This is a genomic window from Mycobacteroides chelonae CCUG 47445, assembly GCF_001632805.1.
GTDB lineage: Bacteria > Actinomycetota > Actinomycetes > Mycobacteriales > Mycobacteriaceae > Mycobacterium > Mycobacterium chelonae.
The window spans coordinates 1,914,349-1,939,784 of sequence record NZ_CP007220.1 but is presented as its reverse complement, the minus strand read 5'-3'; the positions used below and the strand labels follow the sequence as shown (position 1 = coordinate 1,939,784).

Here is a 25,436-nt window from a genome sequence, read left to right as displayed (position 1 = left end):
CGTTTGGACGAGGGTCAAAGGCGCAGCGTCTTCGGAATGAGCGTCGCGGTGGGCGCACTGCACGTCCTGGGCTGGGGCATGCTGCTCTTTCTCGTAGCGCCCGCTCATTTCACGGTGCAGGGCAGCGTGTTCGGGGTGGGGCTGGGAGTCACGGCCTACACGCTGGGCATGCGGCATGCCTTTGACGCCGACCACATCGCGGCCATCGACAACACCACCCGCAAGCTGGTAGCCGATGGCAGGCGCCCGATGTCGGTGGGTTTCTGGTTCTCGCTGGGGCATTCGTCGATCGTGTTCATCATGGTCGGGCTGCTGGCGCTCGGCGTTAAGACGTTGGCGGCCAATGTTTCCGATGAAAACTCGTCATTGCAGCAGTGGACGGGCGTGTTTGGGACGGCGGTGTCCGGGACGTTTCTGCTGCTGATCGGGTTGCTCAACCTAGTGTCGCTGATCGGGATCTACCGGATTGCCCAACGGATGCGCGGCGGCGAGGTCGACGAGGCGGCGTTGGAGCGCGAGCTGTCCAATCGCGGCGGGCTGAACCGGCTCTTCGGGCCATTGATGGCGGCGATCCGCAAGCCCTGGCAGATGTATCCGGTGGGCCTGTTGTTCGGGTTGGGCTTCGACACAGTGACCGAGGTGTCACTGCTGGTGATCGCCGGCGGGGCCGCGGTGACCGGGCTGCCCTGGTACGCGATCCTGGTGCTGCCCATCCTGTTCAGCGCCGGGATGTCACTGTTCGATTCGCTCGACGGGTCGTTGATGAACTTCGCTTACGACTGGGCGTTCCAAGAGCCCGCACGCAAGATCTACTACAACCTGGTGATCACCGGGTTGTCGGTGGCGGTGGCCGTGCTGATCGGCTCGCAGGAGATCATTTCGATTCTCACCGAGAAGCTGAACATCACGACGGGTCCGCTGGCGGCGGTAGGCGGGCTGGATCTGGCCGCGATGGGTTACGTGATCGTGGCGTTGTTCATCGTGACGTGGGCGTTGGCGGCGCTGGGCTGGCGGTACACCGGGGTGCGCCGACGCTGGGGCGGATAGTCGGGTTGTCGTGCCCGTCGAAATTCGATGGAACCGATCCGGAACGATCGACGTCCTATACACATACGATGAACCTGACCTGGCCAAATCCGGCCATGACCTGAGGGGGCTCGATGTCGCTAGACGACCTGAGAAACAGCGCCAACAACGACGGCCTGGTATTGCACCTGGACCCGAGCAAGTTCGAGGCCATCCTTACGGCATGCGACGTGTACATGGACGGATTGAAGAGCCTAAAACATGATGCTCAAACGCTCAGCGAACGCAAGCTCGGGTTCGCTGAGCAGCACCTCGATTCTGGTTCCCAGCTGGCTAGGAAGTTCCAGGCGAAAGCGGCCGGGGATGCCAAAAGCGCCGAGAACACCTTCCAATCGCACATCGATCGCACTGAAGAAATGAAGACTCTTTTTGCCGCGCTTCGCGCCGCCTACGAACGAACGGACCATAGCAATGCGAACTCGTTTGGCGGATCCGGTCGTTAATCGACCGATAGAACATGTTGCTTCGCAGATTGGCATTGGTCAGTACTGGCGTAGTCCTGGCTGCGTGCGGACCATCCGTGCCCGGCACACCGGTGACGTCGCCGCTCCCAACGAACGACAAGGGCCACACTCGAATCACCTTCGACCCCTGCAAGGAGATTCCGGCAAACGTCATCGCACAGCAGAAGCTCGACTCTCGACCGCCGGAGCCAAACTCAATCAACGGCGGCGGGGTTGAAAACTACTTGTGCAAGTACAGAGCACAGTCTGGGTACTACCTCTCCATATCGGCGTCGAACTACACCCTTGAGATGGACAAGAAGGACACAACCCATTGGGGTTATCGCGATTTCGAGATCAACGGTAGAAAAGCGCTCAGTTTCTACCTCTCCACCCAGCCTAGGAAGGATGGGTGTGCGATCGATGTGGCCGCGTCCACTGGCGTGTATGGAGTCCTAGTCTCCGACGGATTGAATGGCTTCGACCCGTACCCCGATTGCTTGTCTGCTGCCCAAGCGAACATCGAGGCCTTCATGCCTTACTTCCCTTACTGACAGACATGCCGAGTATCTCGAAAAAGTTCAAGAATTATGGAACCGGATCGACGTTCGCCACGTCAGAACCTAATAGCAGATCTGTGAGCCACGAGACGAAGGAGCTGCCGTGAGCGGAGACGACTGGACCAAGGGCAACCGCGAACGCGAAGTGCTCTACGCGCAACAACGTCTGCATGGCGCAAATATTGATGGCGGGACGGAGTCAGTCAGCATCCCTGTAGAGGACTTCGGAGGTTGGGCCCATGCACGGCTCAAGGAAGCTTCCGATGCATTCGATTCCGAATCCGCGCTCACAGTCTCGCGAGAGTGGGAGAAACTGGCCACCGGGTTCAAGTCGGTACTCGACAACTTCAAGAGCTCACTGGACACAGCCATCAATGGCAGCTGGTCTGGCGAAGGCGCTGAAGCCGCGAAAGAGGCGATTTCCAACTACAAGAGCCATGCTGAAAAAGTCAGCGATGGCATGTCACTCATGGCCACCAAACCTGCCGAGGTTGAGACGGCCATGACACAAATCAAGGGCCTCATGCCTGAGGTCGTTCAAGTGCACCAACCCCAAGAACGGACACAAGCGGCCTACGAGCAGTACTACGCCCAACAAGCGCTAGCCCAGCAGAAACAAGACGAGGCCCGCATGATCATGCGGAACGTCTGGTCCCCCGTGTCTCAGCAGGCGGCTTCCGGTCTCCCCGCTCTTCCTCCCGCTCCGCAATTCGCAGATGCTGCAGCCATGCCGGTCAACGCCGCGTCATCGCTATCCGGCTTGGGCGCCGGCAAGGACATCAAGCCTGACCAGATCAAGCCCATCGATGAGGCCGCTGTACGCGCGGCCGCAGCCGCGGCTCTGGCAGACCCTGCGCAAGCCTCCGCCTCCGGCGGCTCCGGCGCCGCGGGTGCTGCCGCAGCAGCCGCAGGTGCGGCAGGTGGTGGTTCCGGAGCTGGTGCTGGAGCCCCTGCGGCCGCAGCATCCGCGGCCGCAGGAGCGGGCGCCGGAACTCGACCATCCTCAGGTGGAAGCACCACCGCAACCGGTCCGAACACAGGATCAGTGCCGGGCACCTATGGCATCGGCCGGTGGGGCAAGCCGACCACCAACAAGGACGAAAACAAGGACAAGGACCAGAACGCCGATCTCACACCCCTCGCCGCCGGGCCGATCATCGCCGGTTCCTACACCGCAGGTGCTGGCATGGGGCTCTCAGCCGCACCGGCGGTGTCGCCAATGTCCGGCATGGGCATCGCTCAGCCGCCGACCATGATGACCCCGGGTGCTGCAGGCCAGCACCACCAGGAGGACGAGGATCAGCACTTCACCCCGGAGTTCCTGGTGAGTCTCGATAACGGCAATGAACTGATCGGCCCACTGCCCAAGGTGTCCCCCGCCGTCATCGGGGTGTGGAACGAAGAGCATGTCGACTACCAAAATCCTCATGCCTCGCCATACGATCCGAAGCCCTACGACGGCGAGGACTAACACGACACGACGATGACCAAGAACATCGTCATATGCTTCGACGGCACGGGCAACCAAATCCGTGCTGCGGGAAACACGAATGTCGTCCGCGGCTACGACATGGTGATTCATGATCTGACCGACCGGCAGATCTCGTACTACGACCCCGGAGTCGGCACCGACCCCGCCATCGGCACCTACGCCCCGATAGGTCAATTCGCCGCCCGCATAATGGGTATCGCATTCGGCGTTGGCCTGCGGGCCAAGCTGGCCCAGGCCTACACATATCTGATCGAACGGTGGCAACCGGGAGACCGCATCTTCATCTTCGGATTCAGCCGCGGCGCCTTCTGCGCGAGAGGCCTTGCCGGGCTTCTTAACTCGGTGGGCATGCTGCGGCCCGGCTCGCAAAACCTCGTGCCCTACGCGGTGAGCTTGTATGCACAGTCGTGTGAAAGCTGGTCAGCGGAACGCTGGGATCAGCTGCACTCGTTCTCACGCACCGTAGCCCGCCGCGAGGACGGAAAATTTGCCATTCCCATCGCCTACCTCGGGCTCTGGGACACGGTCAGCGCCCCCGGTATCTTCAAGCGCAGTATGCAATGGCCTTATGCGCCAAGTGTTCCCAATGCGCTGGCTGGTCGACATGCGGTGGCGATCGACGAAAAACGCCGACCGTACCGCGAATACCTCATCAAGTACCTGGGCGATCAACGACTCGTCGATGAAGCGTGGTTCGCCGGCATACATTCCGATGTGGGCGGCGACTATGCCGACGACGACCGGCTTTCCGATATCGCACTCAAATGGGTGATCGACGGCGCCGCCCAACACGGCTTGCTACTCAATACTGAAAAATACCAACGGTATTGCTCGGTTGAACCCACCTACGCCATGGGCGAGATTCATCGAGTCAACTGGCTCTGGGCGCTGCTGATATTCCGTCGCCGCCGCATCCCCAATGGTGCCTGGATTCACGCCAGCGTTGCCGACCGTGTGGCAGAAGATGACACGTACCGGCCATCGTTACCGGAGCGCACCACCATCATCGATTCCCAATGGGCCTCTCCGGCAACCGATATCAGGATGTAGCGGGCGGACTGACCTGTAGCCCCGCGAGAATGGTTTCACGGGCGCTGTCAAAATCACCCACGGTGTCATCCAACGCCTGTACCGACACTCCGATCGTAAAAATCTTGCGGTCGTTCTTCACCGCCACAACCGTGGTGGTGACCCGGTGGACAGGGATCTTTCCCAGACCCATGTTGTAGGTCAACGTCTTCGACGGATACCCGCAGATAGTGCCCGTCGCTTCGACCAGGTCGGTAATGCCGAACATCTCCAGCCCCTGCTGCTCGGCGGCGAAGGCTGCCTCCTCAGTCGACACCTTGCCGGTCAGATCGGCCATCGCCACCGTGGCGTTCGGAACAAACCCTTTGGCCTGGAGATCGGGGGCCGACAAGTAGACCCGCACCACGCCACTCTCGAACCGCTTGACCCGCTCCCACCCCGCAGGCTGCGGAACCTCAACACGTGGCTCGGAGTCGTTGTCCAACGGCACTTCCAGAAGCGGTACTGACACCGAGCTGCACTTGGGGTTGGTAAGCCGCTTGCCCTCTTCACCGGGAGTGGCTATCGCGTCACCGTCGACGATGGCCGTGCATCCCGAAGCCAGCATCGTCATAGCGCAAGCCACTGCCAGCGTCCATCGAGGTGCCCGAATCATTGGCTCAGCCTAAGGCAGGGATTGACTACAAACGGTCAACTCGAACCGCGAGATATGTGTACTCGCACCGGCACAGATCTCCTGTCGCGTGGCGGCGAAATACTACTCATCCTCCGACTCTCCTGGTATCTCAGACGCAGACTCTGGCGGCAGCGGGGAGATTTCAGCGGGACCGTGACGTTTGCAGTCGCGGAGAGTGTTGGGTTTTGGCAGATCCCTTGGCGTACAACGCCTGTAAGTTTCCGTGCGATACGGGAACGGCGAGCAATAGCGCTGGTTCGCGGGCCGCACAGTTATCGTTGCCGATATGCCCTTAGCAGCCCACACCCACGCTGCGGCGTGTGCTAAGGCTGGGTTTCGGTACAAATAGTGTAGAGCCGAACGGGGTGGGCGAATCCGCCTTGGGCGCAGTCGTGGGTGTGGTTGACGTTGCGGAAGACTCGTACCGGTTTTTCTTTGTTGGGTATAGCGGGGTCGTCACATGCGACGTTGATGATCTTCCCGGGGCTGATTGCCAGGCAGCGGCTGGTTTGCCAGGCGTAGTCGAGACATGCGGTCCACTGCCCATCAGGGCCATTGTGGTAGTAGCTTTGGTCAGCATCGCGGACGCATTCACGAGGGTGTCTGACTTGCTGGATGATTTTGACATTGCTGCGCTCGGAGTCGCAGGGCACGACCGACAGCGTTGAGTGCGCCGTGGTGCCGCCGAGTTGCGCGCAGGCACCTACCGGAGCAGCGGTGTTCGCTGTGGAAGCCTTTTGTGCGGGGTCGGGGTACTGGCGCGGCAGGATTGTGAAGTCAGGTGGTGCCTGAGGGGCCTTGTCGAGGTCTTTCCATGCTTGTTCCCATGCTGTCGCTATTTCTTTGTCGGTGAACTGGCGGGCTAGCCATCCTTGGCTGATGGCTAGATAGTCGGCTCCGACCGCGACGGCGGCCAGTATCGCGACTATGCCAGCGGCCAGGGCTCGGCGCCCGGTGCGCGAGGTGCGTGTGGCGAGCAGCCAGGCCGCCGCCACTGCTAGCGCAGCGACCAGGAACCACCAAAGGCCGTGCCCGGCACGGCGCCACCAAATCATGTCGGCGACGGCGAGGGCTGCCACAACTAGGAGGGCTGCACTCGCAGACAACGTCCAGCGTCGAATCAGTGGGCGGCTTGTCTGCCGATGGTGGCTGCCGGATTGGACCGGGCCCGTGGTCGCGTCGTCATCGAGTTGTTCGCTCCGCGGCGTTTCGTCGGTGTCGTTGTTTATAGAGTCAGTCACGTTCTGGGCCTTACCGGGTGCCGCTGGCAGGAGGATTGCCCTGTTCGGACTGGTAACGGTCCAGAGTCTTCTGCCACAGGCGACAGCCCACTGACCCTGCCAGCCTCGCTACGACGCGGGTACCGATTTCGAAGCTGTTCGTCCATTGGTTGTTGGGGTCCGGGTTGTAGTCGTTGTCGTGGATCACGATGTCGTGGTTTTGGGCCACATCGGTGTTTCCTGCCCACTGTGTGATTCCGAAACCGCGCGCTTTGTCCTCGACGATCTTGACGGCGGCTGGCCACACGTCCTCAGGGATCGGGCCGCTGAACAATGCAGACCGTGTGTTGCGGGTGACCGCCAGCACTGATTCTTCGGCTGGCGTCTCGTATCGGGTGTCTTGGAGGCAGCTAAGCCAGTGGAGCCCGTCATCGTGCCATTTCCAGGTCAGGCCGGGCACCAGGGCTGCGATCTGGTCGGCCATCTGGGCGATAGCGGCTTCGGCAGCGGCGTAACCCTCCTCCGAGGAGCCTTTCGGAGCCAGCTTGGCGATTTCTTCTTGAAGGCGCTCCGCGCTCATTGGTCCTTTACCCGAATCGCCAGTACCGCAACCGCTCATGGCCACGACTGCAGCCAACAGTGCCGCAGCCCCGGCACTCCAACGTGAACGTCTGGATGTGGCATGCACAGATCCTCCTGCGTGGACGTTATCGCGATACTTTCGCACTTGGAATCTCACTTCATTTCCTTGGTGATGATTCCTGGTTCAGCCGGTATCGCCAGCCCCGGCTGGTTGATGAGCACGGTAGCCAAGTTGTATCCCGACACACGCAGGAAATTGTTCGAGCCTTTACGCGGATATTCCGAATGACCGTAGGCGCGCTCGCGGAACTGATTATCCAGCGGGCTACAGCCTCCCTGATCAGCGAGCAGCTGCTTGAAATTCCCCTTATAGGGGCTGGACCACAACGGGTTGATACCGCCGATCAGATCATTTTCGGCCAGCATCGCAAACACCCGATCAGGACTCATCCCCAGCCCGCCGGGCGTGCCCGCGGCTAGACCCGGCGAGCCATAGAGCACTGCATAGTCGACGTACTCCGATGCACCGTTCTTGAGCGCATATGAACTCAGCAGCGAACCATACGAATGACCGAACAAAGCCACTGTCTGGTTCGGATTAGTCGCCTGCATCATCGACAGGAACAATTTCAGATTCTGGGCCCCCTTGGCGGCCTTACTCGGGGTGGCGGCCCCCAGATCGATGCCCGGCGCGTCATAGCCGATCCACGCAATCGACGCCAGCGTCTCACCGCCGTGACCGGACAATTGGAGCTGCTTGCCGCCTTCCACAGCGAGGTTGTAGGCCTCTGGAACCATGCTTGAGAAGGACGAAGACGTCCAACTGGTGATGCCGGGCACCGTCACCGAGACATGATCTGCCACCGCCGGATTGCCGACCGAAATCGCCGCCAAGATCCGCTCACTGGTGTCCCACATCCCGCGCCCGGTCGTCGGGGTGCCTGGGCCGTTGAAATCCACCAGATAGGTATTCGGCGACTGCGCTAATGCGTTCTCAATCGACTTGATCTCATTGAGTCGGTCATTGATGTTGGACAGCTCACCTCGGTTGCCGATGTTGCGCCGCAAGAAGCTGTCATTGATCTCGTCGCGGCGGTTCTCCAGCCATTTCTTCTGTTCGGCCATCTGTGATTGCAAGGCCGTATTTGCATCGTTAGGGCCCGATGCAATCGCTGAGGCGGCCTGGCCATCTGGCACATTGACGGGCTGTCCCTTGCACTTCTGGGATTCCTCGTCCTTGGACTGCTTCTGGTTGTTGCGTGTATTCGAGCAGTTACAGCCGTCTTCACCGGGTCCTTCGCGGCCCGGCACCAGTTGCCCGCCAACATAAGAGCCACCGCTGGCTCCGGTGTTCCACACCGTCTCTGCGATTTGGTAGTGCTGTGCAACTTCATCGCACTGCTGGCGCCGCTGTTCAGAATCCTGCTTGTCCTGATCCTGCTGGTTCTGCTGCTGATCAGACTGCTGATTCTGCTGCTGATCGGCTTGGCGTTGTTGAGGCTGCTGTTGCGAACCTTGTTGTGGCGTGTTCTGTTGCGGTGCTTGATAGTCCGGGTTCGCCTTACCGGGGCCCTGCGTATACGGAGTCGCCGTCTGATAGTCAGGAATCTGAGTTCCGCGCTGAGGCTGCTGACCCGGGTTGCTTTGTTGAGCGCCTTGCTGCCCAGCTTGCTGGGGCGCCCCCTGAGCACCCGTGTTGTAGATCGAGATTCCGTTGTTCTGGTCCAGCGGTGGCTGGTTGATACCCCCCTGGTAGCCCGGCTGCTGCGGAGGTAGGCCTGGCGGCTGGAACTGACCGCCGTTCATGCCGCCTGGATCACCAGTGGGCCCCGGAGGACCGGTCGGATCAGCGGTCGCGCCGGGCAGACCCATCACGCCAATCCCATTTGGGGAGTTCGTGTTTAGCTGCCAACCCGCAACTGCCACAGCAATAATCGCCACCACGGCCAGGACATGCCGGAGGCCTGCAGGAATTTGTGCCTTATGCGACTTCATTGGCGTCATAGCAGTTCTCCCCTACCGATCAGCTACTGCAGTAACGGTTGTTGTTCGAGGGCAAGAACCTGGTATTGGTACCTGGCCCGGTGGGTTGACACACCCAGCCGCCCAGCAAGTTCTCCTTGGACCAGGCCGCATGACCGTTGGCCACATTCAGGCATGCCTCGTAGTCGGGCCCAGTCTGTCCAAACGTGGCGGTGCACTGCGCCGACATGTTGGCGAACGCTTGGTTCTTGCATACGTCCACCGACATTTGGGCCGGCGTGACATCCAGGCACATGGCCTGCCGCTGGCACGAAGTCCAGAAGTCGGCCGTCCGTCCGTCCTCGGATCGGAACTCGTTGGGCCCGGACAGGCAGCGATCGGCATGCCGCTGGGCATATAGGACCGGATCAACACTGGCGGGCCGGTAGGCACCGCCTGGATCAACCACGTAATCGCCTGGCGCACCAATGATTTGCGCGGCCTTCTTCGCCTCTGGCGGGCCACCACCCTCAGGCAGCCCCTCCCAGTCAGTGGCCAGCTGACCGCTGGCCGGGATCGACGACGCCCGGTAGGACAGCGTGATCGTGATCGGGAAAGCGAAGATATCCGCGGGTCCAAGATCCAGCGCCAAGTTGGACTGCTGATACATGTAGTCGCCGTGGATCACCGGGTTCACCTGCACCGGATTGCCCTTGGCATCGCGTGCCACCGGCACCGACAACGTCGCAATAGTCGTGGCTGGCAGTCCCGGCGCGGCGTCGGACTCGACCAGCACCACATTGCTGCCCTGACGCACATGGGTGCCCTCAGGAACCCGCAGACCAAAGGTGAAGTTCTCCGGCGTGAAGATGGTGCGCCGGATGATGTTCACATCGGCGCCACCCCCGGCGAACGGGGAAATCCGGTAGTCGGTGTCACGCGAGGTGAAAGTCGCCGCGCCACCGTCTCCCCACTGCGCCGGCGTGAGCTCACGCTCCTGCGGCAAGTGCAGTACGACATCCTTACCGGCGATCGCCGTCGGCAGGTGGGTGCCATCGGTCGGCGATGGCGAGATCGTGACGTTTGAGCGTTCGCGTCCCGCCGCCAACGGGCGACCGGTTCCCGGTCCGAGGCCCAACGGCGTGTTCGTCTTCACCTGAGCCCCACCGATCGGGGATATCCGCGGCAGATCATCGGGCTGGGCCACCGGATACGGAATCGGCTTCGGGGGCGGCGGCTGGATGGGATCCGCCAAAGTCTTTGGAGCAGAACCCATCACGATTGCAGAAACGAAAGCCAGCGCGGCCATCAGCGCGGCACCACGGGTACGGATAGTCATCACAGATCCTTGGGCTCGCCGTAGATGGTCTGGGTGTCATTGCCGTTCTCGGTGCGGATCCGGAACGTCGCGAAGGACTGGATCTTCACCTGGCCACCGCAACCATCGGCTTCGACGTTCTGGTTACGCACCTGCGAGACCGCCCGCATGTTCCGGAAGTTGATCCGGTCCATCGGCAGCTGAGCCAGGCCACCCGGCTTGAGCAGCACGCGCATGTAGCCGCCGATGTGCTCCTGGGCGCCCAACGAACCACCGCCGGACACACCACCGAAGCCGCCACCACCGCCACCGCTCTGACTGCCCTGTCCGTAGCCACCGCCATAGCCCTGGCCAAAAACCTGCTGAGAGAGCGTCAAACCGAGGTCCCCGCCCAACTCCACACCCGACGAGGAGTCGGTGCGGCAACCCACGAAGTACCCGGTCTCCAACTGCGCATCTTGAATGACCGCAGACCCAGAGCCCGTGATGGTCGCCTCGGCCCGATAGGACACGCGCGCCTGCCAAGAGTTGCTCGCACCCGCGATGTTGTCGATGTGATCGATGACCTCGTTGGTCAGCGTCAGGCCAACTGTCCAGCCGTCGTCCGTCACGAACTGCTGGTACTGGTCCGGCATCCCCTGCGGATCCGCGGCGGCGTCAGAAACGCCCACCATAAGCCCCATCGCAGCAGCGACAGACGCTGCGATGGAAGTGAAACAGCTTCGACGTGCCAAATTTGGCAACTTCATGAAACCGAACCCCTCCGTGTCCCGTCCTAACCCGATCGGGTCGAACCCCCGTGCGCTTGCCCTTCGATGGGCAATGCCACTCAGTGCGTCTTACTGCGAAAACACATCACATGGCAATGGTGGAGAATCTAAGGCCGAGACCCTCTCTTGTCAACACTGAGACTGTTTCGTCACAGTTTGCGCCTTCAAGATCGCGAATTATGACAAGGTCACCGGCTATAGGGGCAAAAAGGTGTCAGCATCACTATCGAAAGCGTTTCCGGAGCGACTGCAGCGAACACCCAACACGCGGCTCGGCCATCCACCAGAGGATTCGGTCATTCAGCCAGCCTGGATCTGCGGAAATGTCACGAGAGGCAGGCTTCGCCGTGACTCAAACATGAACAGCAGTCCATGCCGCAGGTTGCTAGAAGGCAACATCAAGGCGTTTGCCTGCTAACCGGCACCGATGAGGCCGCGAAGCCTCTCACGCCCCGCCGCCGACTAGCCCAGCCGCGTGCGCGGCGAGTTGCCGCAATCTATCGAACGTGTGTTCTAATGACTCTCACTATCCGCCCACTGCGCGCGAACCTTCAGAAGGAGCTCATTGTGACGATGACCGTAGATAGTCCAGCAGTAGACGTATTGGACACGGAGCCAAGCACTCCCGAGGTTCTGGTGAGCCCTGTTGCGCCGACCGCTGAAGCTCCTACCGAGGAAAAGTCGCAGAAGGCGACCCCTAAGAAGGCCACGGGCAAGAGAACCAAGACTCTCGAACTGACTCTCACCGTCACCGGCACCGCCGACGGCGAATGGCACGCCGAACTCAAACAGGGCAGCACCTACCTGGCCCGCAACCTCGCTGTCGCGGCGGCCGCCGTCTCCCGCGCCGCCAAGGAACTGCACGAGGATCTCTCCACCCCTATCGACGCGGTAATCGAAGAAGCGCGATCGCAGCAGGCCGCCAAGGTCGCCGCTCTGGAAGCCGAACTCGAAGCCGCGCGCAAGGCTCTGGCCGACTTGGACTGAGCCTCATGTGGGATGGGAAAGTGGCCAGATGAGAAGACCACTGACCCTGGCCACTGTCGCGCTGGCGCTGACGCTGTCCGGCGCGACCGGCCTTGTGTCCGCGTGCGGACATTCGGACGTTTCCGCATCCGACGGGCGCGATAGTGGCCGCCAAGAGGCCAACCGTCAGCTTGTCCTCAACTTCTACGACCGGTTCTTCAACAAGCACGAGGTGCAGCAGGCCGCCGAGGTAGTGACCGACGACTACCGGCAGCACAACCCCAAAGTGCCGGATGGCAAGGCGCCGTTCGTGTCCTACTTCGCGGGATTCTTCGCCGAGCATCCGGGAGCAGCGGCCAAGGTGGTGCGCAGCGCAGTCGACGGCGACTTGGTCTATCTGCACGTGCATTCGACCAATGACCCACAGGACCGCGGACAAGCGGTGGTCGACATCTTCCGCGTTGACGGGGGCAAGATCGTCGAGCACTGGGACGTGATTCAGGACGTTCCGGCAGAGTCAGCCAACGGCAACACAATGTTCTGACGACGCCGGCCTTTAGCGCCCCCTCGGCCCTCCTATCGACTTTTCGATACCTCAGCAAAGCTCTCAATGCAGTCCGGCTAGAGTGAGTGGCGGTCGGGCAAAGGCGCATCGAGAGGTCACATGCCGTTCATCAAGCGTTGCTACCCGGCGTCCGTGGATAGAGTGTGGTCCGTTTTCGTCGGCATCGAGAATCCCGGCCCCGACGAGCCCAGTCTTTGGTCGTTCGACGCAACCGACTACGAGCCCGTCGTCGGCAAAAAGTTCAACCTCAGGTGTCTGCCGATCTTGGGCACACGCTTCGATGGCAACTTTGATTGCGAAGTCATTAGCATTGAGCCACAAAGGCTTTGGGCCACTACGCTAGAAGCGGAAGCTTCGCGAGGGCCGTCCGCCCAGTGGGTGCAACAGGTGGAGTTCACCGATCACTATGGCGGCACGCTTCTGAACTGGAACCTGTCTGGAGTGCAGACCGCTGATCCCCACGAACGTTTCCTGCATCGCTTCTACAGCGGATCGGCAAGCCAGGCTCTGACAGACCTGGGGCACTACCTCGAAAGAACCCGACCACAGCTGTGGCAGACGGCGAGATAGACCCGCACTTCTTGGTGGGCGCGGAGGGTTTCGAACCCCTTGCGGCACGAGCATTCATGCAGGTCATACCTTGTTTCGTGGCCAGGAACGGACCTGTTGAAACCTGATGCGACCTGCATGAACCTATCGGCGTGTTGGATGATCCAACACGACCACCACGGCGCTCACCGATGTCGGCGCCGGTACGGACTCTCGTAGAAACCGTCCGGCCGGTCGAGCTGGAACATGCTCGGGCGCCAACCAAAGTGTCATCGTCACACTCGACATTTCGTTGTCGCTCAACACGCCGATCTGCACCACCCCGATCCAGTGTGAGTCGTGGGTCCGCATCCATGCGATCTGATACCCGCGCATCCACTCCTCGATCCGTAACCCCTCGCGCGGACAGTGAAGTTGCGACACCAGGCGGCCCCACCAACGCTCTCTGGCAACGCGCGGCGCATATTGACGTACACCCGGCGGTACACCCGCTTCAGAGTCGGGAATCGAGGGTTACTACACCACCTCTCGAACACATGTTCGATGTTACTTCTCTGGGCTTGCGGTGGTGACAGACTCCCGCGGGCCCCCGGCAGGGTTCTGCGCATCCAGTGCACTAACTGTGTCGTGTCAGCCGAACGCGTCTTTGCTGAGTTCTTTGCTGAAAGGGCAGGTGTTGAGTGACGACAACATCCTGCAGGCCGACCTCGATGCGATGGGCAAGATAAGTCCGCACCCGCGCACGACCGCCGGGGAAATCCGCGGGCGTATCCCCGCGAGTGATCACGCGACCCCGGGCGCCGATCCAGGGTTGCGCGCGCTGGAAGCGTTCTCGAAAGCGATCTCAGACGTGGAGCGCATCGCCGCCGCGCGCCTAACGACGATCAGCGACGTGTACGACGAGGCGCACAAGGCTTTCGTGACCGCCGAGCAGCTGCACGCCGGGTACTACCAGCTCCCCCGCATCTACCAGCCCCCGCTGCGCGCATAACGGGGCCGCGCGGTGACCACGCTCGATGAGTTCATGGCGATCAAACCCAACGCCTATATGGCGGTGGTGGACAGCTGGCGCCCGCGCACGGCGGCATTGAAAGCCAACTACGACGACTACAAACGCTGGGCCACGACCCCGAACGGCACCTACTGGTCGGGTCGTTTCGCCACCGCCTCCCAAGAACGCGCCGCCGATGACACGGGAAACGCTCATAGCTAAGTCAGGACAGACCTAGAATCAAGATCCTCTGATGCCGCAGCGGTCGATTGGGGGAGCCAAAGCGATGAGTAGACCGACGATCATCGTCAACAATCTTGTGTCGCGGGTCCACCTTTATACAGCGGCAGCAATCACTGCGCACGTGTATGACCGCGGAACCGGCAAGAACCTGGACTCCCGGAACGGCACGGTGTTCATCATGAAGGGCAGAACTGGACTGTACTTCGTCACTAACCGTCACGTGCTTGAGGATGACCAGGCACCATCTGGAATCGACAGCATTGAGATTTCCGGGCATTTCCAGTCAGAGGAAGATCCGGGCGCCGCTCCGGTGCCCTGGACGTACACGCATAAGAGACCCGAGGTGGTCTTTCATTCGGACGCCCACACAGACTTGGCGTTGATCCCACACCCCGAGTATTCCCCCCGGTTTGGCAGCCCCGCTGAGCCGCCAGTGTGCTGGTCCGCTAGCAACACCTGGGCGCCGATGACCCACGAAATGGGATGGCTTGCATCGGAAGCCGAGTTGCAGCAGTTGCAGCCTGGCGATCAGGTATTCATTGCCGGTTACCCTGGTGTGGCGTATGTCGGGGGTAATGGCCGGTCCGCGAACAAGGATGATAAGCCGATTATCGTTAGCGGCATCGTCGCAAGTGATTCGCGCTATCCCGCCACGTTTGGTGACGCCACACTCCACAACGCAGTGTTGTGCCAGTCCTTTAGTTGGGGCGGAATGTCGGGCGCACCGGTTTTCGGTTTTTCCAAGAGCATTGGTATCACGAAGATCGTTGGGGTGAATGCGGGCCACATCAAGGGGCAGGGACCGGCTGGTGGGGTCATTTCCCACTTCGTACGCTCGAGTGCACTGGTTGACCTACTAGTGGAGTTGGGCGAGCCAAGCCCGCAACCGTTGACCATGACCACCAGACACCAGACGCCGCCGACTCAAATTGACCTCAGTCGCCTCGAATGGCATTTAGAGACAGAAGAAGAACTCAACCAGGGGAATTGCTGAACGCGGCGCACTACCGTCGGCCTTCCAGCTCGTCGGGTAGCGATGGCACGTTGCCGGATCCGCCGCTTTGGATCCCATCGCCGAAGTTCGCCCAGGCGCCGAGTGCAGATGGACATCCAACGAAAGTGCGGCCGAGTATCGCAAGGATTGCCGTACAGCGGCTAACACGCACGTTGAGCATCAGCGTTACCAGTCCTGACCTGGTCTTGATCTTGTAAAGTCGCCTCAACGTCAACGGAGGGGGAACCGAACTATGTCCACGACCAAGCGAATCCGCATAGCGGTCGCCGCCGCTGTCATCCCGGCCGGCATCGGAATCGGGCTAGCCGCACCCGCCAGCGCGGGGTGCGAGTCAGGGCCGTTCGCGCAGTACTGCGACGGGCCGGTCAAAGCCGATGGCACGTGGGATCGCTGCTTCACGTCCGCGCCGCAGTCGTTCTCTGGCCAATACGGTCAGGTCGCCGGGTTCATTCCGTCGACCGGCCGCTGCTACCCTGTCGACCCGAACGCGTTTCCGCCAACGCCGATCGGACAACCGCAGTACCATATTTATCCGTAGCAAATGGCTTGCTACGGAAACGGGGAGGTTGACGGGGATGACTCAGTATTCCGCCACCGAGTATCGGAACAATCTGAAAAACGACTACTCGACTTGGGCTAACCGGAACATTGTTGTGCGCGATGCGAGCGGCGCTCTACTCGTAGAAGGTGTTGTAGCGGGTTTGCAGATGGCTTTGACCTTCCCTCCCAGTGCAGCCGTCCCGTTCTACGGCTTCACCTCGGGAGGACCCCAGAACGGCAAAGACCTTCAATGGGAACCAAGCCAGACCGTCGAGGTCGACGACTAGCGACCCCTCGCCTACTGCAGCCTAGCGGCGACGTCGAACGGAAGCCTTGGTTCCAGTTCGCCCACGTGCCCGGGAACAGAAACAGGATGCAGCCGCCGGGAGCGACGCGGCGGATCGTGGCGACCGCGTGGTCGACGGCGGTCATGCCGTCCCACAGGGCGTATGCGGGGTCTCCGTACTTGCCGTGCGCGCCGGTGGTGACGAACTTGATCGCATCGAAGAGGAGGCGCGCCAAGTCGGGCAGGACTGCGAACAGCTGCAACGGATTCAGGGCTGCACCGAACACATTCGTCGGGCCGGTCGTCATCAGCCCTGCCAGCCCTCGCAGCACTCCGGCGAGCGGGTCGTCGCTGGGTTCCGCCCCAAGTTGGCGTCCACGTAAGCGACGGCCTTGAGCGCCGTGTTGCGGTTCAGCGTCACCGATGCCAGCACGATGCCGAGCGCTACGGTGCTCACGTCTGGTACGGCGGCGTCGGTGATCGCGCCACCCAGCCCGATGACTGTCTCGTATACCGCAGGCTCGCCGTCGAGCGCCGGCACGATGCCCGTGTGCTCTTCGAACCGCTGCAAAATCACATCGGCATACCGAGGGTCCAATTCCACACCGAAGCAACGCGACTGGCGGCCATGCGCTGCGATCAACGTGCTACCCGAACCCGCGAATGGGTCCAGCACCACGCCACCCTGAGGCAGGCTGTTCGCCAGCATTGCGTCGATCAGCGCAACAGGCTTCATCGTCGGATGCTGCGCGTTACGGGCTGGCTTGTCCACCTCGAACACCGTGGTGGACTTATTGTCACCGAACCAGCGCTCGCCGCCGCGCCCCAGCCGACCTCCGCCACCCGGAGCGAATCCGTACAGGATGGGCTCGTGCCGGTACTGGTAGTCCGAACGGCCAAGCGCCATCATGTTCTTCACCCACACCAAGTTCTGCCGCACCTGCAACCCGGCGCTGTCCATCGCAGACTCAAATGTTGTGCGCTCGGTGTCCGCGTGCGCCACGTACACCGGGGCGCCCGGGCGGGCCACTGCAGCCACCACATCGAACGCCGCCTTGAGTAGCTCGAAGAGGCCGCCAGTGACGTCATTCTGGATCCGCAAACGCCGCCTTCGTCTTTCCCACGTAATCCACGCCGTACGGCGGGTCTGTCCACACACAATCGGGCTGCACGTCACCACACAGCCTTGATCGATGACACCGATCGTCCTAACTTCTCGGCAGCCTGCGCCTTAGTCAGCGACATATCCAGGGCTACCGCGATCTCCTCGGCCGTCCACCGTGCGCGTTTCTGGCGCCCCACAGCCTTACCAGCGCCGTACTGCAACCGCGCCCACTTCACAGCCGCGTCAGTACGTCCCAACCGCTCCGCCGCCACCCGCCGCGACAGCGACACATCTAGCGCCACCGCGAGTTCATCAGACGTCCACGACCTGCCACTCATAACAGCAACAAACGCTACCTATGACTGTGTCTCCGTGCACACCGTAAAGCGACGTACCGCATGCGGGAAACCGCCCGCGGGGCAATCAGGTGACGCCGTTATGGAGTCAGTGAGCAGTGCGACTGGCTTTTCCCTGCCTGGACGGGATCGATCGTTGCAAGCGACCCGAATAGCGCTCGCTCCCTTGGTGATACTCAAGCAGTCGGACGTACTCCATGCGTAATCCAGGCAAGCAGTCCACTGCCCACTGGGCGGATTGAGATAGAACTTGTCGTCAACGTCAGCTGGGCATTGCCGCGGGGTTTCGACGCGCTGAATCACGCGGTAGGCGGCCTTATCGCACGATTCGATGACCAGACTGGGCTTGGTTCTCGCCCCAAGCAAGTTCACGCACGCGCCCACGGGTGCATCCGCTTCGCCGGACTTCACGGTAGCTGGCAGTGTGCCAATACGGGCAGATAGCGATTCAATGGGCTGCCCAAGTTGCTGGGGCGAGCTTCCGTTGGAAGACTGCCCGGCCATACCGGGGTAGGAGTACAGCGCGAGGAGAACTGATGCTAAAAACGCCGTGATAAATGCTACGCCGTAGGTATTTACGGAATCGCCGTATGTTCTTCTGCAGAGAAGGAATACGACTAGAATCGGAGCCAGCGGGACGGGTAAGGAAAAAACTAAAGCCAGAAGCAGCCGGATATCCCGGTGTTTACCTATGGAAATGTAAACCGACATCATCAAGTATGTCAGCACTGCAGCAGCTCCAATTGCTCCACTGTACTGTACGTCTCCGATGAAGAAAGCTCTCTTCGCAAGAGCAAGTAACGGCCGTGCATAAACTAACGCTATGTAGGCGTTAGCTACGCCACCCACGATCGCAAATACCGGCAGGAACACTTTCGTGAAGCCGTCCGTAGGTTCTGCGACTTTACCTGATTGCAATGCTCTTACCCAGCTCGCAAGAACTATGACCCCCGCTGGGATCGAAACTGCCATCGCAACATAAAACAGGCAGGAAGCGACCCTTCCAGGGGCAAAATAATCTAGCGCCAGAGCCAGGAGGAAGAGCGATACCGCTGCCGCCGTGGCTACATTGGACCACCTACGAAGACGCTCGGCCTTATCCATTGGTGCACCATCCCGATCTGTCAACCTGCCACGTACGCCAGTTGAACGCGTATATCGACGTCGCGATGCAACCGCCCTTGGCCGCTATCTCGTCTAGCATTTCACCCTGCTCTATGGCGTTTCCGGTCCCGATACTAGAGCATGCGATACCCAGGAATTTCAAAACATTAGAAGCGCCTGGATATTTCTTACTAAGGGCTATGCCTAGCGCCCCAGTAACAAAGGCACAGAATCCATTCCACTTGCCCCCATTGTCGGCTTTGAATTTCGTCGCATATCTAGACACTTCCTTAGAGTCGTTCTGATTAAGATATTCAGTACATGAGAACGTGGCACAACGCTTCACGCACTGCCCGTAATCGGATAGGTAACTGCATGGTGTTCCGCAGCTCGTGCCGGAGACAATTACATAACAGCCGTCTTGATTAATGTCCTTGTCGGGAACACACTTTCCACTTGCCGAGCCATTCTTGCAATCCCGCAAATCCTTCGGCTGCTCCTGGGAGTTATCCTGCTGCGACGTCGTCTGCTTCTGTGAATTCTGCGGTGGGCATGACGGGCAGTTCGGATCAACTGGGATGGGGTCCAGCCCGGGCTCAAAGAACCGGATTGGGCTTCGGCCCCCGCCGCCGATCATCTCTGTCCCACTACCAATCATCCCGACCCCAGTGCCAACGATCTGCTGAGCCATGCCAGCCATATCAGCCATGTCAGTCACCGCTGCCTGACACTGTTGCTGACGCTGCTGCTGCTGCTGATCATTAAGCTGCCGCGTCGTGTCATCCTGATTGTTCTGCGGCTGCTGTTCTTGCTGCCGACTCGGCTGCTGCTGTTGTTGAGGCTGCTGCTGCCCCTGCTGGGGCGAGTTCTGTTGCGGAGCCTGGTAATCCGGGTTCGCCTTGCCAGGACCCTGCGTATAAGGAGTCGCAGTCTGATAGTCCGGGATCTGCGTGCCGTGAGCGGGCTGCTGCGCCTGTTGCGGTTGCTGCGCGCCTTGCTGGCCCGGAACCTGTTGCGCGCCAGGCGATCCCGTGTTGTAGATTGAAATTCCGGAGTTCTGATCCATCGGCGGCTGATTGTTACCACCCCGGTAATCGGGCATAGAGCTGGGCATTTGAGGCGGCTGGAACTGCTGACCCCCGTCCATACCCGGCCCACCGGTAGGTCCGCCCGGCCCTGTTGGATCGGCGGCTACGGTCGCTACCGCCGAGAATCCACTACCAGGGGCGGTGTTGTCGTCGACAACCTTCGCTCCACCAACAGCCAGGGCGACAATCGCCACTATCGCCGACGCCCGCCGCAAACCCGCAGGCATAGTCCAACAATCCTTCATGACCATGAATGCAACCGCCCCTTTCGAACAGCGCTCAACGCACCCCTGGACAGATCATTGCACACATATGGTTGCCATGTCGATAAAACCCCAGTTAACGAGTTAGCCAGGTTAGCCAGCATTTCCATCGGCCCTGGTAGACACCGCGCAGCGCCGCCGCGCAGCACCAGAATTCCTGAGCAACCTCAGGTCGACCAAGCCGCTTCCCCATGGGCAGACGCGAACGCATTCGCCAAACCGACACCGCCACGACCACATCACCCGCGGTGTCAGGCCCGCGCGGCGTACAACTGGGCGATGGACGCCCGCGCAGCCATCCGCGAAATCATCGAGGCGATGCCGAACTTCTTCGGCCACACACGCAGCGCGACGATCGGCGCCCAGGGCGAAACCGAAACCATCGTCTACACGCAGCCGCAGATCGCCGACCTGATCGCCGCCATACTGCCCGACCGTCTCAAAGGCAATGGGCACCTGGCGATCCAGCTGCCTGCGATCGAGACCGACGACGCCGGCCGACGCTACGTCCGAGTGCCGATCACTGCGCGGCCGTGGGCCGACGGCGAGGTCCGCATCTCACCGCGCGGCGACGAAGTGGCCATAGCCAATACCCCGCCCATCCTCCCCATACACGACACCCCAGCACTCGCGACCGCCCTCATGGCCGCATGGGCAACACGGCCGACAGCTGGACGTTGACAGTCAGAGAAGTGACGCCGACATCTCTGCCAAGCAGAACTTGCTCTAGGCGGCAAGTCACTGAGCGGGGTCGGCCTTCCGATGGCACCATGCCACGATCAGCCCCGCAACACCACAACTCAACCGAGAGGGGAAGCCATGGCAGCTCAACTCTTCATCGACGGCAATCAGGTCCTCAACACCAGCATCGATCAGCTCGCCCACCTGCAATATGTGCTATCTGAACGCTTCAAAACAGGGCAGGGGCTCTTCCTAACCGTTCTCGGCGGCACCAACAACGGCAGGTACAACCACGGCCAGTCCCTCTGGCTTCACCCATCCCAAGCCATCTCGTTCACCTATGGCCCACGCCGCAACGACCGGCCCATCGACATCGACCAGCAGATCGTGACGCGATTCCTCAGCGAAGCCGACACCGCTCTCGGCATCATCATCAACGAAGACGGCGACGACGCGCCCCCACCATTCGATGCCCCAAGTAACCACTGACCTAGTCCACCGCCGATGATTCGGCGCTAGCCGTCCTGAAAGGAGCGGGGGCGTCGGAACGTGTCGGGCGCCCCCGCTCCCTTGACATCACACGCTACGAAGACGACGGCGGCGTGTACCCCGGTAGCCGCGTACGAGCAGCACCCACTGTCAACGCAAACGCCATCGCCAACTGCTGCAGTCCTGCCGCCGACGCGGTCTCAGACGACGACTTAATCGCAGTCAACAAGGCCTCCCTGGTCTCTTCCGCCAGCTCGTTCGCCATCAATTACCCCTATCCACCCCAACGCCCTGTCGGGGCGGCGTCAGGCTAGCCGCTACGCCCGAGCCACAAGAGTCAAACGGCGAAAACCGATGGGACACATCACTCGTCGATACGACTAGGCGTTGAACTTGAAACCCTGAAGAGGTTGCGGCTCTTCCCTCGGCGGAATCTCCAACGAGAACTTCACCTTCCGCACCTCATCACGCCCCACACCTTTGATCAGATACCCAGCAGAAAGGGCCTTCTTGCGCTCCGCCGGCACCAGACCGGTGCGCTCAAACCTCTCATCACGGATACTCCCGTAATAGGCATGGAAATTATGGTCGCGATCCACCAGCCACGCGCGCATCAGACCGGGCACGTCCGTGTCATATCCAACGTTCGACTCCACCACATGAAGCGACAACACCTTGGACGAATTTTTCGCATCACGCACCACCGCGCAAAGAATGGACTTAGGCGGCTCGGAAATTGAGCGCCATTCATGCGCCGCGAAATGCTCCACGTCGACGACCACCGCCGGAGCCCCCTCCCACTTGCAATGCGCCAGGTCCACACCCTCAGGCGCAGTCGGAGTGATCTCACGACGAACAGAGGCCACCAGCGTCTGGTTATCGAGCACCACCACGGCGGTGAACTCACGCTTGCTGCCATCCGAGAACGTCACCGTCGCCTGGGTGTAGCTCGTAGTCACCCGCCCAGGCTAGCTAAATAAACAAAGATCGCGGAATCGCCACACGCCGGGCGAACCGTAACGTCCAACCGCCCATCGCCGGGGTGCAACAAACGTGCGCCGCCAGCCCGCCGATCAAAGATGCTTTAACACACCACCATCGACCGCATCTTCTTCGAGGCCAAACAAGTCCGACGGTTGACCATTGTCGAACTCGACCCTCACCCCGTTATCGCTTACCTCGACGACGGTGCCAGTCCACCAGGACTGGTTGCGCACACGGTCACCAACCGAAAACACGACGATCAGTCCTCGTCGCCAAACGTCGGTTCCTCCGCGGGCTGGTTGATGATCAGCAAACCGCCCTCTACGTAATCTGCCTGCCGCAAATGGGCAGCGACCTCACGTAAGGCCCGCGAGTATCCCTCCCGAAAGTCCTTGTTAACCGAAGGCGAATCCAGCATGCCCGAAGCCCACTGGCGAAGATGCCGCGCAACCCGCAGGTGGTTCACATACAACGCTGGCTGCTCGACAAGAGCTCTGTCGATCACATCCTGGCTGTAGCCAGTGAGCCGCTCTGAATCGAAATCGAAGACATCCGGTGTAGGCACAAGTCAGACAGTAGCGAGCAACGCCGGAATGCACTGGCGTTCCGCGTCATTCATCAGCTGCCCTGCGTTTCGATCACGCGCTCCTCGCGCCGCACGATCCGCGCATTTCGCACCCGCGGTCCCCTCGTCCGAACTATGTCTCCGAAGAACACTTGAGCCTCTGCCTCGTCGGTTGGCCCGAAGCTTGTCCGCCCCCATCGTCCGTCACCGAATTCGAGCTCATACCGCACATAGAACGTCACTTCCACGTCACCCGCCATCACACGCCATCACACGCCCTCCTCGGCCGCCGCCCTGGCCCGCACGTTGTAAACCGTAGCCCGCGACACCCCGAACTCGTGGGCCAAATCCACAGGCGACTCACCCGCCGCCAACCGCCCCAACACCACCGCGGTCTGCTCATCCGTCAACGCAGGCTTCCGACCCTTGTAGACGCCCTTGGCCTTCGCAATCTCGATGCCCTCACGCTGACGCTCCAGGATGATCGACCGTTCCAGCTCCGCCACCGCGCCCAACACCTGTAGCTGGAAACGTGCATACGGGTCGTTCGTGTCGGCCGTGAATGTCAGGTTCTCCTTGACGAACCGCACCGTCACCCCGCGCCCAACGAGATCCCCAACAATCTCGAGAAGGTCGGCCTCGGCGACTTCTCGCCATGTGCGTCCGGCGATGTGGAGCTGCCAGGCCATGGAACGGCATCCTAAACAGAAAAACTGTTGGATAAAGTGTTGTATTGAAAAATAGCGCTGCGTTTCCGCAGTTCAAAGGGTGGGCGCGGAGGGTTTCGAACCCCCGACCGCTGGTGTGTAAAACCAGAGCTCTACCACTGAGCTACACGCCCGGTCCACGTCGTCGCCAACGTGGGAATCAGCTCACGAATGTAGCGCGGCCAGCGCTTCCACCCAACCCGCCTGGTCACGGGCTTGCCCGGGGTCCAGCATTTCGGCGAATCGGATGATTCCGTCGGCATCCACCACGAAAGTCCCGCGGTTCGGATATCCGGCCTTCTCGTTGAGCACCCCGTACGCCTCGGCAACGGCCCCGTGCGGCCAGAAGTCCGACAGGATCGGGAAGGTGAAGCCGCTGTAGCTCGACCAGATCTTGTGGATCGGCCCGGCACTCACCGACAGCCCGATGATCTGCACGTCGTCGTTCTCGAAGTCTCCGATGTGGTCGCGCACATGGTCCAGTTCGCCCTGGCAGACCCCGGTGAACGCCAGCGGGAAGAACACCAGCAGTACGGCCTTCTTACCGCGAAAATCGCTCAGGCTGACGGGCTGGTTGTTCTGGTTCCGCAGGGTGAAATCGGGTGCGACGGTCCCGACAGGCAGCATCAGCGCCGCCCGCCACGCGACGACTTCGGCTGCACCAGACGCGTCGCGCTCCAGTCCCCCAGATTGACCGAGGAGGTCTGTACCAGGCCCGCCGGCGGTGCCGACTCGGCGATTTCCGAAGGCTGCACGTGGCCCGGCTTGCCGGTCTTGGGCGTCAACACCCAGATCACGCCGTCCTCAGCCAGTGGGGTGATGGCGTCCATCAACGCGTCGACAAGGTCGCCGTCGTCATCGCGCCACCACAACAGGACCACATCGATGACGTCGTCGGAGCTCTCGTCGAGAAGCTCCGAACCGCATGCGTCCTCGATGTCAGCCCGGATGTCGTCATCCGTGTCCTCATCCCAGCCCAGCTCCTGCACAAGCTGATCTCGCTGGATGCCCAGCTTGTGGGCATAGTTCGAGGCGTCAGCCGCCGCGACCACCGTTCGGCCCCTCCTTATTCACGGGTGCGTGCTTTCGCACTTGGGATGAATGCTCACATCGTCGCATGCCAGTGGCAATCCTCGTCAGGCACTATCGGCCTTTCGTCTGCAGAAGCGGTTCGCAGATCTTCCCGGCACGCTCGCGCGCGTCGTTGAAACTACGGACCACGGAGTTGAGAGTGCCACTGCTCAGCCGATTATCGAACGCCCCGGCCAGTTTTCGGGACTGATCGACATACTGCGTCAGCGCATCGCGTAGTTCGTCGGTCTGTGCCTTCGCCTTGACGGAGTCGATCTGTCCGGCGCTGGTGTTGAGCGCATTGATGACCGGGCCCACCTTGGCCTCCGCGCTCGACCCGTAGCCGCCCTCGTCATTCATCACGGAGATGAGCTCATTGCCCGCCGAAACGGCGGCATTCGACGTCATCGCGAACGTCTCACACGCGTCGGCCTGAGCCTGCGCCCGCGACGTCTCCTGACGCTTGGACTCCTCGGACCGCGACGTCTCGATGGACTGCGACACGTACGTGCGGTACTCCGACACCGATTCGCTGGGCGCCGACGCCTGCCCTCCCGTAGTCACGGTGCAGCCCGCCACCACCCCTGCACAGATGGCCGCCAGCGCGATCCACAGCGCCGCCATACGCATGTCACGACGGTACCTGCTGGAGGCGCTCTGGACCTGGTGACTGGACCAGACTCGCTAGTAGCAAGTGACTTGCGGCACGATGGGAGTACCGATCTGATTG

At 61.1% G+C, this 25,436-nt stretch carries 30 protein-coding genes, 1 tRNA gene and 4 pseudogenes; 15 read left to right on the top strand and 20 right to left on the bottom strand.

Features of this window, described 5'->3' with window-relative positions; all coding sequences use genetic code 11:
* Positions 1 to 3 precede the first annotated feature (3 nt).
* The 5 genes from nicT to BB28_RS09600 all read left to right on the top strand — a co-directional run bounded on the left by nicT (position 4) and on the right by BB28_RS09600 (position 4,631).
* Positions 4 to 1,047, top strand: a complete 1,044-nt coding sequence (gene nicT / locus BB28_RS09620; protein WP_201257836.1) for a Nickel transporter NicT — start codon at positions 4 to 6, stop codon at positions 1,045 to 1,047.
* 113 nt (positions 1,048 to 1,160) lie between these two features.
* Positions 1,161 to 1,529, top strand: a complete 369-nt coding sequence (locus BB28_RS09615) for a hypothetical protein (protein WP_046253339.1) — start codon at positions 1,161 to 1,163, stop codon at positions 1,527 to 1,529.
* A gap of 14 nt (positions 1,530 to 1,543) precedes the next feature.
* Positions 1,544 to 2,083: a DUF3558 domain-containing protein gene (locus BB28_RS09610; RefSeq protein ID WP_064393450.1), complete on the top strand. Its 540-nt coding sequence runs from the start codon at positions 1,544 to 1,546 to the stop codon at positions 2,081 to 2,083.
* Positions 2,084 to 2,192: 109 nt separating this feature from the next.
* On the top strand, positions 2,193 to 3,560 hold the full coding sequence (locus BB28_RS09605; RefSeq protein ID WP_046253338.1) for a hypothetical protein: 1,368 nt from the start codon (positions 2,193 to 2,195) through the stop codon (positions 3,558 to 3,560).
* A 12-nt stretch (positions 3,561 to 3,572) separates the two neighbouring features.
* A complete protein-coding gene (locus BB28_RS09600; protein ID WP_046253337.1) occupies positions 3,573 to 4,631 on the top strand; it encodes a DUF2235 domain-containing protein in 1,059 nt (352 codons plus the stop codon).
* Here the strand turns inward: BB28_RS09600 and BB28_RS09595 are convergent.
* The 6 genes from BB28_RS09595 to BB28_RS09570 all read right to left on the bottom strand — a co-directional run bounded on the left by BB28_RS09595 (position 4,621) and on the right by BB28_RS09570 (position 11,117).
* Positions 4,621 to 5,217: an LpqN/LpqT family lipoprotein gene (locus tag BB28_RS09595; RefSeq protein WP_046255707.1), complete on the bottom strand. Its 597-nt coding sequence runs from the start codon at positions 5,215 to 5,217 to the stop codon at positions 4,621 to 4,623. The genes BB28_RS09600 and BB28_RS09595 overlap by 11 nt on opposite strands.
* A gap of 392 nt (positions 5,218 to 5,609) precedes the next feature.
* Positions 5,610 to 6,527, bottom strand: a complete 918-nt coding sequence (locus tag BB28_RS24545) for an LppU/SCO3897 family protein (RefSeq protein WP_126315392.1) — start codon at positions 6,525 to 6,527, stop codon at positions 5,610 to 5,612.
* 10 nt (positions 6,528 to 6,537) lie between these two features.
* Positions 6,538 to 7,086 carry an LppA family lipoprotein gene (locus BB28_RS09585; RefSeq protein WP_052740196.1) on the bottom strand — a complete coding sequence of 183 codons (549 nt, stop codon included), beginning with the start codon at positions 7,084 to 7,086 and terminating at the stop codon, positions 6,538 to 6,540.
* A 155-nt stretch (positions 7,087 to 7,241) separates the two neighbouring features.
* On the bottom strand, positions 7,242 to 9,083 hold the full coding sequence (locus tag BB28_RS25820) for an alpha/beta hydrolase (protein ID WP_157889434.1): 1,842 nt from the start codon (positions 9,081 to 9,083) through the stop codon (positions 7,242 to 7,244).
* Between the two features lie 28 nt (positions 9,084 to 9,111).
* Positions 9,112 to 10,389, bottom strand: a complete 1,278-nt coding sequence (locus BB28_RS09575; protein WP_046255703.1) for a protein kinase family protein — start codon at positions 10,387 to 10,389, stop codon at positions 9,112 to 9,114.
* Positions 10,389 to 11,117 (bottom strand): MspA family porin, encoded by a 729-nt coding sequence (locus BB28_RS09570; protein WP_046253336.1) that lies wholly within the window; start codon positions 11,115 to 11,117, stop codon positions 10,389 to 10,391. Before BB28_RS09570 ends, BB28_RS09575 begins: the two co-directional genes overlap by 1 nt.
* Before the next feature lie 594 nt (positions 11,118 to 11,711).
* Between BB28_RS09570 and BB28_RS09565 the strand changes: the two genes are divergently transcribed.
* The 3 genes from BB28_RS09565 (at position 11,712) to BB28_RS09555 (ending at position 13,239) form a co-directional block, all read left to right on the top strand.
* On the top strand, positions 11,712 to 12,125 hold the full coding sequence (locus BB28_RS09565; RefSeq protein ID WP_030095380.1) for a DUF6319 family protein: 414 nt from the start codon (positions 11,712 to 11,714) through the stop codon (positions 12,123 to 12,125).
* A gap of 28 nt (positions 12,126 to 12,153) precedes the next feature.
* Entirely contained in the window at positions 12,154 to 12,648 is a 495-nt protein-coding gene (locus BB28_RS09560; RefSeq protein WP_046253335.1) for a nuclear transport factor 2 family protein, read from the top strand.
* Positions 12,649 to 12,768: 120 nt separating this feature from the next.
* The gene (locus BB28_RS09555) at positions 12,769 to 13,239 is read left to right on the top strand and encodes an SRPBCC family protein (RefSeq protein ID WP_052740192.1); all 471 of its coding nucleotides are present in this window, start codon (positions 12,769 to 12,771) and stop codon (positions 13,237 to 13,239) included.
* Between the two features lie 164 nt (positions 13,240 to 13,403).
* Here the strand turns inward: BB28_RS09555 and BB28_RS25705 are convergent.
* Positions 13,404 to 13,754, bottom strand: a pseudogene (locus BB28_RS25705) (hypothetical protein).
* Between the two features lie 140 nt (positions 13,755 to 13,894).
* On the opposite strand from BB28_RS25705, the gene BB28_RS09545 reads away from it, so the two are divergent.
* From BB28_RS09545 to BB28_RS24540, 5 genes and pseudogenes are all read left to right on the top strand, one after another.
* Positions 13,895 to 14,209, top strand: a complete 315-nt coding sequence (locus BB28_RS09545) for a hypothetical protein (protein ID WP_081252365.1) — start codon at positions 13,895 to 13,897, stop codon at positions 14,207 to 14,209.
* A 12-nt stretch (positions 14,210 to 14,221) separates the two neighbouring features.
* Positions 14,222 to 14,410, top strand: a pseudogene (locus BB28_RS09540) (HNH endonuclease); the annotation flags it as partial.
* An 85-nt stretch (positions 14,411 to 14,495) separates the two neighbouring features.
* Entirely contained in the window at positions 14,496 to 15,446 is a 951-nt protein-coding gene (locus BB28_RS09535; protein WP_046253333.1) for a S1 family peptidase, read from the top strand.
* Positions 15,447 to 15,699: 253 nt separating this feature from the next.
* A complete protein-coding gene (locus BB28_RS09530; protein WP_046253332.1) occupies positions 15,700 to 16,005 on the top strand; it encodes a CDGP domain-containing protein in 306 nt (101 codons plus the stop codon).
* 37 nt (positions 16,006 to 16,042) lie between these two features.
* Positions 16,043 to 16,294: a hypothetical protein gene (locus BB28_RS24540; RefSeq protein ID WP_075874192.1), complete on the top strand. Its 252-nt coding sequence runs from the start codon at positions 16,043 to 16,045 to the stop codon at positions 16,292 to 16,294.
* A gap of 11 nt (positions 16,295 to 16,305) precedes the next feature.
* On the opposite strand, the pseudogene BB28_RS25815 reads toward BB28_RS24540, so the two are convergent.
* The 5 genes and pseudogenes from BB28_RS25815 to BB28_RS25515 form a co-directional block, all read right to left on the bottom strand.
* Positions 16,306 to 16,661: pseudogene (locus BB28_RS25815) on the bottom strand (cutinase); the annotation flags it as partial.
* Positions 16,601 to 17,029, bottom strand: a complete 429-nt coding sequence (locus BB28_RS25810) for a DNA methyltransferase (protein WP_419894522.1) — start codon at positions 17,027 to 17,029, stop codon at positions 16,601 to 16,603. The gene BB28_RS25810 and the pseudogene BB28_RS25815, both read right to left, overlap by 61 nt.
* Before the next feature lie 437 nt (positions 17,030 to 17,466).
* Positions 17,467 to 17,736 (bottom strand): hypothetical protein, encoded by a 270-nt coding sequence (locus BB28_RS09515; RefSeq protein ID WP_052740190.1) that lies wholly within the window; start codon positions 17,734 to 17,736, stop codon positions 17,467 to 17,469.
* 18 nt (positions 17,737 to 17,754) lie between these two features.
* Entirely contained in the window at positions 17,755 to 18,858 is a 1,104-nt protein-coding gene (locus BB28_RS25520) for an LppU/SCO3897 family protein (RefSeq protein ID WP_225422018.1), read from the bottom strand.
* A complete protein-coding gene (locus BB28_RS25515) occupies positions 18,851 to 20,197 on the bottom strand; it encodes a hypothetical protein (protein WP_225422017.1) in 1,347 nt (448 codons plus the stop codon). Before BB28_RS25515 ends, BB28_RS25520 begins: the two co-directional genes overlap by 8 nt.
* Positions 20,198 to 20,488: 291 nt before the next feature.
* Between BB28_RS25515 and BB28_RS09505 the strand changes: the two genes are divergently transcribed.
* Together BB28_RS09505 and BB28_RS09500 are read left to right on the top strand one after the other, a co-directional pair.
* The gene (locus BB28_RS09505) at positions 20,489 to 20,890 is read left to right on the top strand and encodes a hypothetical protein (protein ID WP_046253330.1); all 402 of its coding nucleotides are present in this window, start codon (positions 20,489 to 20,491) and stop codon (positions 20,888 to 20,890) included.
* A 138-nt stretch (positions 20,891 to 21,028) separates the two neighbouring features.
* Entirely contained in the window at positions 21,029 to 21,379 is a 351-nt protein-coding gene (locus BB28_RS09500) for a DUF7882 family protein (protein ID WP_046253329.1), read from the top strand.
* A gap of 94 nt (positions 21,380 to 21,473) precedes the next feature.
* On the opposite strand, the gene BB28_RS25260 is transcribed toward BB28_RS09500, so the two are convergent.
* The 8 genes and pseudogenes from BB28_RS25260 to BB28_RS09460 all read right to left on the bottom strand — a co-directional run bounded on the left by BB28_RS25260 (position 21,474) and on the right by BB28_RS09460 (position 25,336).
* A complete protein-coding gene (locus BB28_RS25260) occupies positions 21,474 to 21,644 on the bottom strand; it encodes a hypothetical protein (protein ID WP_162269694.1) in 171 nt (56 codons plus the stop codon).
* 115 nt (positions 21,645 to 21,759) lie between these two features.
* The gene (locus BB28_RS24530; RefSeq protein WP_052740189.1) at positions 21,760 to 22,338 is read right to left on the bottom strand and encodes a hypothetical protein; all 579 of its coding nucleotides are present in this window, start codon (positions 22,336 to 22,338) and stop codon (positions 21,760 to 21,762) included.
* Between the two features lie 284 nt (positions 22,339 to 22,622).
* The gene (locus tag BB28_RS09490; RefSeq protein WP_046253328.1) at positions 22,623 to 22,928 is read right to left on the bottom strand and encodes a hypothetical protein; all 306 of its coding nucleotides are present in this window, start codon (positions 22,926 to 22,928) and stop codon (positions 22,623 to 22,625) included.
* Between the two features lie 269 nt (positions 22,929 to 23,197).
* Positions 23,198 to 23,563: pseudogene (locus BB28_RS09480) on the bottom strand (recombinase family protein); the annotation flags it as partial.
* A 134-nt stretch (positions 23,564 to 23,697) separates the two neighbouring features.
* Positions 23,698 to 23,769 (bottom strand) — tRNA-Val (locus tag BB28_RS09475).
* A gap of 31 nt (positions 23,770 to 23,800) precedes the next feature.
* A complete protein-coding gene (locus BB28_RS09470; protein WP_030095377.1) occupies positions 23,801 to 24,262 on the bottom strand; it encodes a peroxiredoxin in 462 nt (153 codons plus the stop codon).
* Complete coding sequence (locus BB28_RS09465; protein ID WP_030095376.1) at positions 24,262 to 24,687, bottom strand: DUF3052 domain-containing protein; 426 nt, start codon at positions 24,685 to 24,687, stop codon at positions 24,262 to 24,264. Before BB28_RS09465 ends, BB28_RS09470 begins: the two co-directional genes overlap by 1 nt.
* A 91-nt stretch (positions 24,688 to 24,778) precedes the next feature.
* Complete coding sequence (locus tag BB28_RS09460) at positions 24,779 to 25,336, bottom strand: hypothetical protein (RefSeq protein WP_046253326.1); 558 nt, start codon at positions 25,334 to 25,336, stop codon at positions 24,779 to 24,781.
* Positions 25,337 to 25,436: the final 100 nt, after the last annotated feature.